Annotated in this window: 13 protein-coding genes; 3 read left to right on the top strand and 10 right to left on the bottom strand. The window is 62.8% G+C overall.

Translation table 11 applies throughout. The features are described 5' to 3' along the window. Nucleotides 1–54: 54 nt before the first annotated feature. The 6 genes from NLY37_RS01965 to NLY37_RS01940 form a co-directional block, all read right to left on the bottom strand. The gene (locus tag NLY37_RS01965) at nt 55–1,053 is read right to left on the bottom strand and encodes a class I SAM-dependent methyltransferase (RefSeq protein WP_023742704.1); all 999 of its coding nucleotides are present in this window, start codon (nt 1,051–1,053) and stop codon (nt 55–57) included. Next, nucleotides 1,050–1,991, bottom strand: a complete 942-nt coding sequence (gene rfbD, locus NLY37_RS01960; RefSeq protein ID WP_023742705.1) for a dTDP-4-dehydrorhamnose reductase — start codon at nt 1,989–1,991, stop codon at nt 1,050–1,052. The genes NLY37_RS01965 and rfbD overlap by 4 nt, the downstream gene beginning before the upstream one ends. Further along, nucleotides 1,988–3,082 carry a dTDP-glucose 4,6-dehydratase gene (rfbB, locus tag NLY37_RS01955; RefSeq protein ID WP_023742706.1) on the bottom strand — a complete coding sequence of 365 codons (1,095 nt, stop codon included), beginning with the start codon at nt 3,080–3,082 and terminating at the stop codon, nt 1,988–1,990. Before rfbB ends, rfbD begins: the two co-directional genes overlap by 4 nt. Before the next feature lie 25 nt (nt 3,083–3,107). Continuing rightward, on the bottom strand, nt 3,108–3,659 hold the full coding sequence (gene rfbC, locus NLY37_RS01950) for a dTDP-4-dehydrorhamnose 3,5-epimerase (RefSeq protein WP_023684599.1): 552 nt from the start codon (nt 3,657–3,659) through the stop codon (nt 3,108–3,110). A 1-nt stretch (nt 3,660) separates the two neighbouring features. After that, nucleotides 3,661–4,542, bottom strand: a complete 882-nt coding sequence (rfbA, locus tag NLY37_RS01945; protein WP_023684600.1) for a glucose-1-phosphate thymidylyltransferase RfbA — start codon at nt 4,540–4,542, stop codon at nt 3,661–3,663. A gap of 272 nt (nt 4,543–4,814) precedes the next feature. Further along, the gene (locus NLY37_RS01940; protein ID WP_023705510.1) at nt 4,815–5,408 is read right to left on the bottom strand and encodes a biotin transporter BioY; all 594 of its coding nucleotides are present in this window, start codon (nt 5,406–5,408) and stop codon (nt 4,815–4,817) included. A 117-nt stretch (nt 5,409–5,525) separates the two neighbouring features. Here NLY37_RS01940 and NLY37_RS01935 point away from each other — a divergent pair, with 117 nt between their 5' ends. Next, nucleotides 5,526–6,434 (top strand): MBL fold metallo-hydrolase, encoded by a 909-nt coding sequence (locus NLY37_RS01935; RefSeq protein WP_023742707.1) that lies wholly within the window; start codon nt 5,526–5,528, stop codon nt 6,432–6,434. A gap of 2 nt (nt 6,435–6,436) precedes the next feature. Here the strand turns inward: NLY37_RS01935 and NLY37_RS01930 are convergent, their stop codons facing one another. Beyond that, nucleotides 6,437–7,219: a DUF1499 domain-containing protein gene (locus tag NLY37_RS01930; protein WP_023731363.1), complete on the bottom strand. Its 783-nt coding sequence runs from the start codon at nt 7,217–7,219 to the stop codon at nt 6,437–6,439. A gap of 122 nt (nt 7,220–7,341) precedes the next feature. Next, complete coding sequence (locus NLY37_RS01925) at nt 7,342–8,970, bottom strand: fatty-acid--CoA ligase (protein ID WP_023742708.1); 1,629 nt, start codon at nt 8,968–8,970, stop codon at nt 7,342–7,344. 327 nt (nt 8,971–9,297) lie between these two features. Here NLY37_RS01925 and NLY37_RS01920 point away from each other — a divergent pair, with 327 nt between their 5' ends. Both NLY37_RS01920 and NLY37_RS01915 read left to right on the top strand, forming a co-directional pair. Beyond that, nucleotides 9,298–9,657 carry a hypothetical protein gene (locus NLY37_RS01920; RefSeq protein ID WP_023670697.1) on the top strand — a complete coding sequence of 120 codons (360 nt, stop codon included), beginning with the start codon at nt 9,298–9,300 and terminating at the stop codon, nt 9,655–9,657. Between the two features lie 159 nt (nt 9,658–9,816). Further along, nucleotides 9,817–10,206 carry a DUF427 domain-containing protein gene (locus NLY37_RS01915; protein ID WP_023731365.1) on the top strand — a complete coding sequence of 130 codons (390 nt, stop codon included), beginning with the start codon at nt 9,817–9,819 and terminating at the stop codon, nt 10,204–10,206. 165 nt (nt 10,207–10,371) lie between these two features. On the opposite strand, the gene NLY37_RS01910 is transcribed toward NLY37_RS01915, so the two are convergent. Both NLY37_RS01910 and NLY37_RS01905 read right to left on the bottom strand, forming a co-directional pair. Beyond that, on the bottom strand, nt 10,372–11,142 hold the full coding sequence (locus NLY37_RS01910) for a polysaccharide deacetylase family protein (RefSeq protein WP_050588449.1): 771 nt from the start codon (nt 11,140–11,142) through the stop codon (nt 10,372–10,374). A gap of 89 nt (nt 11,143–11,231) precedes the next feature. After that, nucleotides 11,232–12,332 carry a glycosyltransferase family 9 protein gene (locus tag NLY37_RS01905; protein ID WP_023742710.1) on the bottom strand — a complete coding sequence of 367 codons (1,101 nt, stop codon included), beginning with the start codon at nt 12,330–12,332 and terminating at the stop codon, nt 11,232–11,234. Between the last annotated feature and the right edge of the window lie 70 nt (nt 12,333–12,402).

The raw sequence follows: 12,402 nt of genomic DNA, 5'->3' as shown, positions 1-12,402 counted from the left end.
AATATTCCATGCCATTCTTGATCACCGGTGGCTCTTAGGTCCAATCGCTAGTCGTCAACTACGCACGCTCCGCAACAGCCAATTTATATGTGCTGAAAGCGCTCGCATTGGTCCGGTCACCCGCCAGCTTGTTGAGTCCCGCAATTCTCGAACGGCGAATTCGCTTCGCCTTAGCCTTTCCTCGATCGCGCTAGTGGCCTCTTGTGCTCGTGCAATCTCGTTGTCGCGCCTTTCGAGCTGTTGCACCCAATTCTCTTGGTTCAGCGCAAACTCCGCGTCGCGCTGTTCAATCTGTCGCTGCCACTCCTTGCGGCTCAGCGCAAACTCCGCTTCCACCTGCCTTGCCGCCTGGACGGCAGTTCCGCGCTGGGCAACCGCCTGGCCAAGATGAGCGAAGGTGTCTCGCACGGCCTGCCGCTCGCTATCCTGTTTGCCGGCGGCGAAAAGCGCTGCAACTGCCTTTGGATATTTCTTGCCAATCCCCAAAACGCCCAGGCCATATCCATGCAGGAACTCAAAATGCGGCCGACCCGACGAGACCTCGCCCCACAGGCGAAAGACGCCGAAATCGCGCTCGCGCACATTCGTATCGTGAAAGAGCACAATGGCGTTTTGCGTTAGTTTCGGCTGCCAACTCTCGAAGTCATGTCGGACAGCGTCGTAGCTGTGCAGGCCGTCGATGTGCAGCAGGTCGATGCTACCGTCCTCGAAATCGTCGACGGCATCGTCGAAAGTTGACCGCATGAGGCGCGAGAAGTCAGCATATCTTGGTGCGTGGTAGGCGGCCAGATCGGAGTACACCGCTTCGTCGTAGAAGCCGGCATGCTCGTCACCCTTCCAGGTGTCGATTGCACAGCCGGTGCAAGGGAGGCTCAACAGTTCGATCGCCTGACAGGCTGCGCAATAAGAGACTCCGGTGTGCGTGCCAAGCTCGACAAACCGATTTGGCCGTAGCGCATCAAACAGCCAGAACATGAATGGAACATGCTCGATCCAGGCAGACGGAGCTACCTGGTCAGGGAACCGGAATGTCGTCGAGGTGAAGGGGATCATCGCTGCTTCACGATGCCAGACAAGCGCATGGTCTCAACAAGAGGAGGATAATCATCAACAAGGTTTTGCATCAGCCGGCGCACCACGGTCTCCGTCGATTGCCGCCAGTCCGGCGCGGTCCACCCAAGCGTATCAGCGAATTTCGCCGTCGACAGCCGTGAATTGGCGGGGCGCTTTGCCTTGGTCGGATAGTCGCTGGTCGCGATGTCGCGTATCCGCGCGTGCGGTCCACCAAGCGCCCGGCTTGTCTCCAGGATATGACGGGCAAAGCCGCTCCAGTTGGTCTCGCCGGTGCCGACGAGATGATAGATGCCGTAGCCGTCAAAGTCATCGCGCAACGTCGCCGCCGCATGCAGGATCGCGTCGGTAATATCAAGCGCCGACGTCGGATTTCCCCATTGGTCGGCGACGACAGCGATCTCGTCGCGGTCGCCGGCCAGCCGCAGCATGGTTTTCACGAAATTCTTGCCGAACGGGCTGTAGACCCAGGCCGTGCGCAGGACCAGGTGGCGCGGATTGGCAGCCGCCACCGCCAGTTCGCCGGCAAGCTTGGAAGCGCCGTAAACGCCGAGCGGCGCGGTGGCGTCGGTCTCGACATAGGCGCCGTCCTTGGTGCCGTCGAAGACGTAGTCGGTCGACAGATGGATGACGGGCACGCCGAGCCGGGCCGCCGCCTCGGCGACCTTGCCGGCGCCGACGGCGTTCACCGCGAAAGCAAGGTCTGGCTCGTCCTCGGCCCGGTCGACCGCAGTGTAGGCGGCGGCCGACACCACGATATCCGGCCGCGCGGCCGCGAGCGATTCGAACACCGTATCGGGCTGCGTGAGGTCGAGTGCCGGCCGGCCGACGGCGACGACCTCGATGCCATCGCGCCTCTGCCCGGCCTCCAGCAGGCTGGAGGCGACCTGACCGTCGCGTCCGGTGACAACCAGCCTCACGCCGCGCCCTTCCTGCCTTCAACCTGGCCATGGGACTGGACGTGCCCCAGCCGCTCGCCGGCATAGCACTGCTCGCGGATCGGTCCCCACCACCACTTGTTGTCGAGGAACCAGTCGACCGTCCTTGCCAGGCCGCTGTCGAAACTCTCCGCCGGCGCCCAGCCGAGATCCCTGCCGATCTTGGAGGCATCGATGGCATAGCGGCGGTCGTGGCCGGGGCGATCGGTGACGAAGCTGATCAAATCGCGGTAGCTCCTGCCGCCGCTGCGCGGACGCCTGATGTCGAGCAGGTCGCAGATCGTCTCGACGACGCCAAGATTGGTGCGTTCGGAATTGCCGCCGACATTGTAGCTCTCGCCCGGCTGGCCCTTGGTGGCGACCAGCTCCAGGGCACGGGCATGGTCCTCGACGAACAGCCAGTCGCGCACATTGGCGCCGGCGCCGTAGACCGGCAGCGGCTTTTCGTCGAGTGCGTTGAGGATGACCAGCGGGATCAGCTTTTCGGGAAAGTGATACGGCCCGTAATTGTTCGAGCAATTGGAGAGCACGACTGGCAGGCCGTACGTCTCGTGCCAGGCCCGCACCAGATGGTCGGACGCCGCCTTCGAGGCGGAATAGGGCGAGGACGGCGCGTAGGGCGTTTCCTCGACGAACATGCCGCCGTCGAAGGGCAGATCGCCGAACACCTCATCGGTCGAGACATGATGGAAGCGGAAGCGGGCTTTTCTGTCCTCGCCAAGGCCGCGCCAATATTCGAGCGCAGAATTCAGCACCCGGTAGGTGCCGACGATGTTGGTCTCGATGAAGGCGCCGGGTCCGTCGATCGAGCGGTCGACATGGCTTTCGGCGGCGAGGTTCATGACGACGTCGATCTCGTCGCGGTGGAGGATGTCGAGAACCGCCCGCTCGTCACAGATGTCGGCCTGCGCAAATTTGTAGTTGTGCGCATTCTCGATGGTGCGCAGCGAGGCGAGATTGCCGGCATAGGTAAGCTTGTCGAGATTGGTCACATGGTAGGCCGGATTGGCGCACAAATGCCGGCACACCGCCGAGCCGATGAAGCCGGCACCGCCTGTCACCAGAAAATTCATGGCGCTCTCCTCACATCGTCGCGCGTCATGCGAACACCTCGGCCGTGGCGAGCGGCGGCGCCTTGAGGTCCTTGGCCGAGAGCTCGAAGCCGCCGGTGGGCGATGGCCAATCGATGCCGATGTCGGGGTCGTCGAAACGGATCGATCGGTCGTGCGCCGGCGAATAGGTGTCGGTGACCTTATACACAACCTCGGTGTCCGGCACGAGCGTGACGAAGCCGTGCGCGAAACCCTTCGGCACCAGGATCTGGTTGCCTTTCTCGGCCGATATTTCGAGCGCGACCCATTTGCCGAAGGTTTTCGAGCTGCGGCGAATGTCGACCGCCACGTCGAGAATCTTGCCTCTGATCACACGCAGCAACTTGTCCTGCGCGCGTGGAGGAAGCTGATAGTGGAGCCCCCGCACGACACCTGCCGCCGCCGAATAGGAGTGATTGTCCTGGACGAAACGCAGGTCGATGCCGGCTTCAAAAAAGCGCTCGGCATTCCAGGTCTCGATGAAATAGCCGCGCGCATCGCCGTGCCGCTTCGGCACGATCTCGAGCACGCCATCAAGACCAAGCTGCCTGAAGTCCACTCTAGTTCTCCGTCAGCTCAGTGACACGCCGGCGCAGATAGGCGGCGTATTCGTTCTTGCCCAGGCGCGTCGCGCGCTCAAGCACCTTGTCGGCAGTCAGCCAGCCCTGCTCGAAAGCGATTTCTTCAGGACAGGCGACCTTGATCCCCTGGCGGTGCTCGATCGTGCGCACGAAGGAAGAGGCTTCATGCAGGCTGTCATGCGTGCCGGTGTCGAGCCAGGCATAGCCGCGGCCGAGCTGATGCACGTGCAATTTCCCGCGCTCGAGATAGACGTTGTTGACCGCCGTGATCTCGAGTTCGCCACGCGCCGAGGGCTTGATCGTCGACGCGATGTCGACGACCTCATTGTCGTAGAAATAGAGGCCGGTGACCGCCCAGTTGGACTTCGGCTCCCGCGGCTTCTCCTCAATCGTCAAAGCCGTGCCGCTGAGCTTGTCGAACGACACCACGCCGTAGCGCTGCGGGTCCTCGACATGGTAGGCGAACACCGACGCGCCGCTTTGGCGCTGCGCAGCAGTGCGGCAGAGCTGCGACAGGCCGTCGCCGAAATAGATGTTGTCGCCGAGAATCATCGACACATTATCCTTGCCGATGAAGTCGCGGCCGATGATGAAGGCCTCGGCAAGCCCGTTGGGCTGCGCCTGCTCGGCATAGGAGAATTCGACCCCGAAATCCGAACCGTCGCCCAGCAACTCCCGAAACACCGGCAAGTCGCGAGGTGTCGAAATGATCAAAATCTGGCGGATACCGGCGAGCATCAAGACGCTCAGCGGATAAAAAATCATCGGCTTGTCGTATATCGGCAGAATCTGCTTAGAGATCGCTAATGTAAGGGGATACAGACGCGTCCCGCTGCCTCCTGCAAGGATTATTCCCTTCAACAAGCTCTCCTTGAATTACCGGCCCCCGCCTCGAAATCAAGTTGCCCGTGCTTAGGTTTCGCGCAATGGCTTGTCAATTCAATCTCGGCCGTGGATCGGCGCCAGAATTGCTCTGCATCTGCCGCCTCGCGGCAATTTGACCGACCAGGCACAAGCTGACGATGCAAATGGGCGTGGCGATTTGGCAACCGGCTTGCACCATCGGCTGGCGGACGCGTGACAACAAAAAGCCGGCGGGCCCTGGGCCCGCCGGCTCATTCATTTGTCCGGTTTCAGGGCTGCTTGGGCAGCAGCGACCATACTGCCGGCACCAGGCTGGCGGCGAGCGCAACCTTGATCAAATCCCCGAGGACGAACGGCAAAACGCCGAACTGCCACGCCTTTTCCACGCCGATGAGGGTGGCCAGCCAGGCAAAGCCCATGGCCATCATGACGATTTCGGCGACCAGCATGGCGTTGAACAGCTTGATCGGGTGGCGGTCCCAGCCGCGGTCGGCGGCCCAGCCGACAATGGCTGCCATGACGACGAAGCCGGCGAGATAACCGCCGGTGCCGCCGATCATGTAGGCGATGCCGATGCCCTTTTCAGGCGTGCTCTGGAAGACCGGGAAGCCCATGGCGCCTTCGGCCATGTAGAGAAGCAGGGTAGCGACGCCAAGCCGCAGGCCAAACGCGGTGGCGATCAGCAGGACGGCCAGCGTCTGCATCGAGATGTCGACCGGCCCGAGCACGACTTTCGTCTTGGCCGACAGGGTCAAAAGCAGCGTTCCGGCGATCGCCAGCAAAAGCTGGGTTGCCAGGCGCTGCGCGCCCTCCTGGGGCAAAGCGAGAGAAACAAGCGGGCGCATCGTCGTTGCAAGTGCCATGGTCTTCCCCAATCCGGATTGCCGCAGATCGCGGCCTTGCGTTTTTCTATATTGGCTTCCGTGTTATGCGGCAATCAGTTTTGCCGTCTTCCTGAACAGAGATTCAACGACACCGCCATGGCGCTCAAATTCGACACCAGCTTCGATCCCGCCTATGGCCAGGGCGTCACCGTCGCGCCCGAGGTCTTGCGCGTCACCGCCAAAAACCCCAGCCCATTCACCTTTCACGGCACAAACAGCTACATTGTCGGCCGCGACACACTGGCGGTGATCGACCCGGGTCCGGATGATGAAGCGCATTTCCAGACGTTGCTGAAGGTGATCGCAAACCGGCCGGTGAGCCATATTTTCGTCAGTCACACGCATCGCGACCATTCTCCGCTGGCCGCCCGGCTGAAAGCGCGCACCGGTGCCGCCGTGCTGGCCGAAGGCCCGCACCGCCCGGCAAGGCCGCTGCGGATCGCCGAGATCAATCCGCTCGACGCCAGCGCCGACACCGGTTTCGTGCCGGATGTCACTTTGCCCGACGATACGCTGGTCGAGGGCGATGGCTGGACGATCCGGACGGTGCTGACGCCGGGCCACACCGCCAATCACGCGGCATTTGCGCTCGAAGGCACCGGCATCCTGTTTTCGGCCGACCATGTGATGGCGTGGGCGACGTCGATCGTGGCGCCGCCGGACGGCGCGATGGCCGACTACATGGCCTCGCTGGATAAATTGATCGCGCGCGGCGACCGCCTGCTGCTGCCCGGCCATGGCGGCCCGGTGAATGCGCCGCGCAGCTTCATGCGCGGGCTGAAGACTCACCGCAAGATGCGCGAACGGGCGATCCTCGAACGGATCCGGGGCGGCGACCGGACAATCCCGGACATGGTCAAGGCGATCTACAGGGACACCGACCCGCGCCTGCATGGCGCCGCCGGCCTGTCGGTGCTTGCCCATCTCGAGGACCTGGTGGCGCGCGGCCTGGTTGCTACCCAGGGTGACCCGGCCATCGACGGCGTTTTTGTGCCGCTGGGGTAGAACTACTCAGCCGGCGCCGCACCCACCTGGCCCGCAACTTCCTGATCAAGTTCGGCGAGGAACCCGACGATGCGCGCCGCATTGTCGCCGAGGTCGTAGCGGCCGTAGCGGGAGGCCGAGCGCATGTCGACGACGATGGTGTCGCCATCATTGCTGACCCGGATGGCGACGTCGGCGGGCAGGCCCACGACGAAGCTCCGGGCAACGGCCGATATCGTCACCTCGTCTTGACCGTCCGTCACCGGATATGGCGCGGTAAGTTGCCAATCGCGGCGGTCGAGCACGGTTTCAACGGCGTCGACGACGGTTTCGAACGGCAGATTGTAGCTGTGCCCGGTGACCAGCGGATAGGCGTCGGCCTGCAGGCGCGCTTCGCCAGCCGTTGGCGGCGCGAGCACGTTCATGTCCTTGGTGCGGTCGCTGGTGTCGAGCACCGGCGGATTGTCGAGGTCCGTCGAAATGTCCCTCAGGGGCGGCGTGGTCGCCGCCAAATAGGTGGCAAAGCCGTAGGGCGTCAGCACCAGCAGCGCCAGCAGGGCGCCGACCGAGAGGTCGCGGCCGCCACGGTCACCGAAATGCCACAGCCGGGACAAAGCGAGGCCGGCAAACAGCAAAGCGAACGCGGCAAGCAAGGCGACGATCGCCAGCACCCACAGGAAGGCCGGCGTTTCGACTAGTTCGAAATGATGGCCGGCCAGCACGGTGAGCAGCAGGACCAGGGCAAAAGCGCCCGTGCGCCGCGACCAGCCGGCCGCCTTCGATGTCTGCCGCTCGTCAATTTCCATTGTCTTCAGCACCGCCCCAACCCGCACAGACGCTTAGAGCAAAGGATGCTCAAATTGAACATCCCCTGCCCTAACGTTTTTGCCGCCGGTAGCTTGAAGGTCAAGGAAACGCACGGTCCGGGTCAATCCGTCGGCAGGCGGTAGTCGCTGAACTGCTTGCGCAAGGTGATCTTCTGGATCTTGCCGGTGGCGGTGTGCGGGATTTCGCTGATGAAAGCGACGTCGTCGGGCACCCACCATTTCGCCACCTTGCCGTCCATGAACGCCAGTATGTCGGCCTTGCTCGGCTCCTTGCCGGGTTTGGCGACCACGACCAGCAACGGCCGTTCGCCCCATTTCGAATGATGGACGCCGATCGCCGCGGCCTCGGCGACATCGGGATGGCCGACGGCGAGGTTCTCCAGGTCGATGGTCGATATCCACTCGCCGCCCGACTTGATGACGTCCTTGGCGCGATCGGTGATCTGCATGTAGCCGCCGGAATCGATATGGGCGACATCGCCAGTGTCGAACCAGCCGTCCTTGTCGAACTGCTCGGCTCCGACGCCGCCATAGTAGGCGCTGGCGACGGCTGGACCGCGCACCTTCAGCCGGCCGAAGGTCTTGCCGTCCCAAGGCAGTTCCTTGTCGTCGTCATCCGTCACCTTCATCTCGACCCCGAAGGGCGGGTAGCCCTGCTTGCCCTGGATATCGAGCCGGTCCTCGCCCTCGAGCGCTTGATACTGCGGCTTCATAGTGCACAGCGTGCCGAGCGGCGACATTTCGGTCATGCCCCAGGCATGGATGACTTCGACACCGTAATTGTCCTGGAATTTCCTGGTGATGGCGCGCGGACAGGACGAGCCGCCGATGACGACTTTGCTGAGATAGGGAATCTTCTTGCCGGTCTCTTCCAGATGCTGCAGCAGCATCATCCAGACGGTCGGCACGGCGGCGCTGAAGGTCACCTTCTCGGTGTCGAGCAGCTCGTAGATCGAGGCGCCGTCCATCTTGCAACCGGGCATGACCAGCTTGGCGCCGATCATCGGCGCGCTCTGGCCAAGGCCCCAGGCATTGGCATGAAACATTGGCACGACGGGGAGGATCGTGTCCCGCGCGGAGAGGCCCATGGCGTCGGGCATGGCGGCGATCATGGCATGCAGCACATTCGAGCGGTGGCTGTAGAGCACGCCTTTGGGATCGCCCGTCGTGCCGGAGGTGTAGCACATGCCGGCTGCGGTGTTTTCGCCGAAAACCTTCCAGGCGAAGTCGCCATCGGCCTCGTTCAACCAGTCCTCATAGGCAACCACATTCGGCAGCGTCGTTTCAGGCAGATGCGCCTTGTCGGTCAGGACGATCACCTTTTTCAGCGATTTGACCGCGCCGGCGATCTTTTCCAGCAGCGGCATGAAGGTCAGGTCGACGAAGATCCCTCTATCCTGCGCATTGTTCATGATCCAGACGATCTGCTCGGGGAACAAACGCGGGTTAAGCGTATGGTAGATGGCGCCGATGCCCATGATGCCGTACCAGGCCTCTATGTGGCGCGCCGTGTTCCAGGCCAGGGTCGCGATGCGGTCGCCGAGCACAAAGCCATCGCGCTCCAACCGTTGAGCGACCTTGAGCGCGCGGCGATGAACTTCAGCATAGGTGGTGCGAACGACAGGACCTTCGATCGAGCGCGAGACGATCTCGCGCGTCCCGTGCTGCCGCTCGGCATTGTCGATCAGCTTGTGGCAGAGCAGCGGCCATTCCTGCATCAGTCCGAGCATCTGGTTCCTCCCATTGCTTCCTCGTTTTTCCCGTCTTTTGTTCCATTGTGGGACGAACGGACGGATTGTCCAGCCATGACGTCTCCAACCGTTAACGGCTGAAGCAAGCAGTGATCGAAAGGCGGGGAAAACCGCCACAATCCGGCCATCGTCGACGTTAAGGTTCGTTAACGGGGTAGGGGTGCGGATTGGCGACTGAAAGAGGTTCGCATGGACACGCAGCTCGACGACAAGCAGATCGACGACAGGCAGATCGACGACAGGCAGATCGACGACAGGCAGATCGACGACAGGCAGCTGGCTGACAGCGGGGCCGAAGACGTGCAGTTGGACGATATTCAACTCGACGACAAAGAGCTTGAAGACACGCTTGCCGCAAGTCTGGCCGATCTCGTGCCGGAGGCCAAAAAGGTTTCCGAAGACGAATTTGTCGAGGTGGTCGGCGGCGCCCTTGAGGCGGTCGGCGGCACGCTGCTGTTCAAAATGTGCGTCCAAAACGAAGGCGAAGGCCAGCATGTCGCCGCCGCATCGATCGGCGACGGCGGCAATCGCCAGTTCCTGCTGCTCACCTTGCCGACCGGCGGCGGCCCGCTGAAGGTCGAGACGACGTCAAGAAGCACCAACCCGGTAGCCGGTATTGCCGCGGCCTATGCCGGCCTAATGGACGTGTTCAAGACCGCAGCCTAGCATTCCACGCGGGATCGTTTTTAGTGATCGGAAGGCCAGCTCTGGCCTACTGGCGAAGGCTTGCGCAACGAGTTCTCCAGACACATTTTAGGGACATGGGAAGCAACCCCGCACGCTCTCAATCGGACTGTGCTCCCAATCGAACAAGGAGAACCCCGCATGGACCAGATCGCCAACCCCGCCCCCGGCTTTCAGAGCAATCCCGGCAAGGTCATCACCGTCGAACCCTATCGGGGTACCGTGGTCGTGCGTGCCGGCGATACGGTGATCGCCTCATCGACGCGGGCGAAGCTTCTGTCCGAACCGCCCTACCGCCAGGCATTCTACATCCCCTTCGAAGACATCGACTTCACCCAGCTCGGCAAAACCACCCTGTCGACCCACTGCCCCTACAAGGGCGACGCCAGCTACTGGAGCGTGCTGCCGGCCGGCGAGACCGGCAAGGACGCAATGTGGGGCTATGAGCAGCCGTTCGACGAAATGGCTGAGATTCGCGACCACGGCGCCTTCTATCCTGACAGGGTGACGATCGAAGCAGCACCGGCCTGAGCAAGCGACTCAAGCCGCCGTTGCTCGCTTCGTCATCCCAGGGTCTTCGCGACGGAGCTTCGCTCCTGTTTCATCCTGGGATGACGAAGCTCAGAGGCCTCGGCTAATCTCAAACGTCGGCGACGTCAGTCCAAAGGAGATGAAACTGCCTGCCGCCGCCTGATCCTAATCAGTCGTCCCGTCGTTGCCGACACCGTCGGCGTCATCCAGCCGCACGAACGTCAGCCCCTTGGCCTTCAGCGCGAGCAGACCTTGCACGACGCCCTCGCCGGCGGCGTGGGTCGGCTGGTTGATGTGGGCGATGATGACATCGCCATCCTTGGCGGCGGCGATGCGCCGGGCAGTTTCTGTTGCGCCGAGCAACGAGCCGCCATCGCCGTTGATCGAAAAGCCGGCGACCTTGAAGCCAAGCTTGCGGATCATGGCGATAGCCGACGGGCTGTATTCGGCGGTCGCGCCGCGAAACCATTTCGGCGCCGGCTCGCCGGTGCCAGCGAGAGCGGCAGCGCCCGATTCGACTTCGGCCTGCACCGCTTCCGGGCTGCCGGCGCTGCGGATGCCGTAGATCTTGCGCGGCGTGTCGACGGCCGGGATGTGATGGCCGCCATGGTTTTCCAGTTCGAACAGGTCCGGATGCGCGCGCATGATCTCGACGGCGGCGGCGTTGCGCTTCAGCCAGATACCGGTGACGAAGATCGTCGCCGGAATCCGGTTCTCCACCAGCGCCGACAGGATCCTCGTATCGGTCTGGCCGCCGCAGGCGTCGAGCGTAAGCGCGACGCGGCCCACACTGCTACCGTCCTCAGCCTTCAGATGCAGCGCCGGCTCGACAAGCGGCGCGGCCTGGGCCGAGGACACGGCCAGGATAGATAGCGCCAAGGCGCAAAACAGCTTTTGCAAGGGATGCCTGTCTTGTCTGAGAATCGGCGCTGTCATAGCCGCATCCCAGGACCCGCAACAAGGCGGAAATCGGGATAGTGGCCGTGAGAAAGCTGATATCCCGACAATGTGACCGCCGCGCACCGTCAGACGGCGTGTTCCAGTTCCACATGCGTGCGTGACAGGACTTCGCGCACGGCCGCGACGACCGGTTCGACCTCGAGGCGCCAGACACAGCAGGCCTTGCTGGGATCGAGCGGATTGCACAGGCTGCCCGCCACGCAATTGCACGGCATGGATGGCTGCAAGGCGAGACTGGGCACGCCGACCGGTCCCCAGACGGTCGGGCTGGTCAGGCCGAACAGGCCGACAACCGGCGTTCCGGCCGCTGCTGCCATGTGCATGGGGCCGCTCTCATTGCCGACAAACAGCCGCGCCTGCTGCAACACCGCCAGCAGCGTTTCCAGCGACAGCGCGCCGACGAGGTTGATGATCGACGCGGCACTGGCGAGGATCTGCTCGGCCGGCTTGCGCTCGTCAGGGCCGCCGACGAGTACGAAATCCAGTCCGGTTTCGCGCGAAATCGTGTCGATCACGGCGGCAAAGCGTTCATGCTGCCAGCGCCGGCCGTGAAAACTTGCGCCGGCATGCACCGCGATAAAGCCGTTTGGCCGCAAATGGTGTTTGTCCAGCAATGCCTGGGCCCTCGCCGTCTCCATCGGCAATGGCCGAATCGACGGCACCCGCACGCGCAGGCCGACGCCGAGCGGCTCGAGCGGCGAAAGGTAGCGGTAGAGATAGTGACGTTCGCCAAAACCGAACGGCTCGGCAAAGACATTGGCGGGCTGGCGCTCATGCCAGCGCAGCGGCCTTTCCGGAGGATTGTAGCCGATGCGGGTGCTGGCGTTGAGGAACCTGACGATGAGCCGCGATGTCTTTGAATCGGTGAGGTCGATGGTCAGGTCGAAACGGAATTGGCGCAGCTGGCTGATCATCGAATAGAGTTCGCGTCCACGCTCCAGCGGGGTGCCGCGCATGGCGGCGCGGCGGAAGGTCACGACTTCCGAGGCGATGCCGTGGGCGGTCACGAAACTGGCGAGGCTCGCCTCGCAGAGGAAGACGATCCTGACACCGGGATATTCGAGCTGCAGGTTCTTGGCGAGCGTGGAGGACAGAACAACATCGCCGATGAACTTGGTCTGGATAATCAGGATCGAGCGGAAGGGTCTGGGCGAAATCTGTAACATCTTTTTCTCGGCACCGGGCGGGTTGGGGGGCCGTGAAATTGGGCAGAAACGATGTCGGGATTGCGTGTTG

The sequence above is a fragment of the Mesorhizobium sp. C395A genome (genome assembly GCF_030323205.1).
Taxonomy (GTDB): domain Bacteria; phylum Pseudomonadota; class Alphaproteobacteria; order Rhizobiales; family Rhizobiaceae; genus Mesorhizobium.
Note: the sequence above shows the minus strand (reverse complement) of the source record. Positions and strands in the feature narration are given on the sequence as shown.